Source organism: Vibrio sp. 1580 (assembly GCF_033340055.1).
The window spans coordinates 1-806 of record NZ_JAWOVT010000184.1 but is presented as its reverse complement, the minus strand read 5'-3'; the positions used below and the strand labels follow the sequence as shown (position 1 = coordinate 806).

The following is an 806-nucleotide window of genomic DNA, read 5'->3' as shown; positions in this document are numbered from 1 at the left end:
TGCGCGTAGTTGCTCGGCTGATCCCTTCCGAGGTAGGAATCGCATCGTAGCCATTAAATAGAGCAATCCAAGTTACCGTAATGGCAAACACAAAGCATTTGATCATGCTGTTGCCGATATCTTGTCCCAACTCAACAGAAGATTGCATGGCTGCCCAAAAGCTGCCGTGATCCACACCTTTCCAATCGACACCAACGAGCTGCGCCCCCCAGATGCCAACAGCCATGAAGATCATCGCAAGTAGTGGCATTGAGATAGCCCCAGCCCAAAAACGTGGTGCAATCACTCGTTTCAGTGGGTCAACTGCCATCATTTCTAAGCTTGAAAGCTGCTCAGTAGCCTTCATCAAACCAATTTCTGCCGTCAGCGCAGAGCCTGCACGTCCAGCGAAAAGAAGCACAGTAACCACCGGCCCAAGTTCACGCAGTAGTGACAACGCGACCATCTGACCAAGACTGCCTTCCGCGCCGTAATCCACCAGCACTACATAGCCTTGCAAGCTAAGAACCATGCCGATAAACAAACCAGACACGACGATAATAGCCAGTGATTGCACGCCAACGGAATACAACTGTTTGACGAGTAGAGGAAAACTTTTAGAGGGTTGAGGCTTAGAGAAGATAGCGCCAACAAGCATCAAGGTTGCACGGCCAAAAGCTTCACAGATGGCGATCGTGCGTCTTCCTAATGAAGCGACAAATTGAATAAAGCTAGCGACCATCAAATAGATCCTTTTCGATACTTTGCGCAGGAAAACGAAACGGCACAGGGCCATCTGCATCACCTTGTAAGAACTGCTGCACTCG

General features: G+C 49.6%; 1 protein-coding gene and 1 pseudogene. Both read right to left on the bottom strand.

The genetic code is table 11. The features are described from left to right. Positions 1-721, bottom strand: a 721-nt coding sequence (gene mlaE, locus R7093_RS24890; protein ID WP_318146974.1) for a lipid asymmetry maintenance ABC transporter permease subunit MlaE, incomplete at its 3' end; no start/stop codon positions are given. Further along, positions 711-806, bottom strand: a pseudogene (locus tag R7093_RS24885) (phospholipid ABC transporter ATP-binding protein MlaF); the annotation flags it as partial. The pseudogene R7093_RS24885 and the gene mlaE, both read right to left, overlap by 11 nt.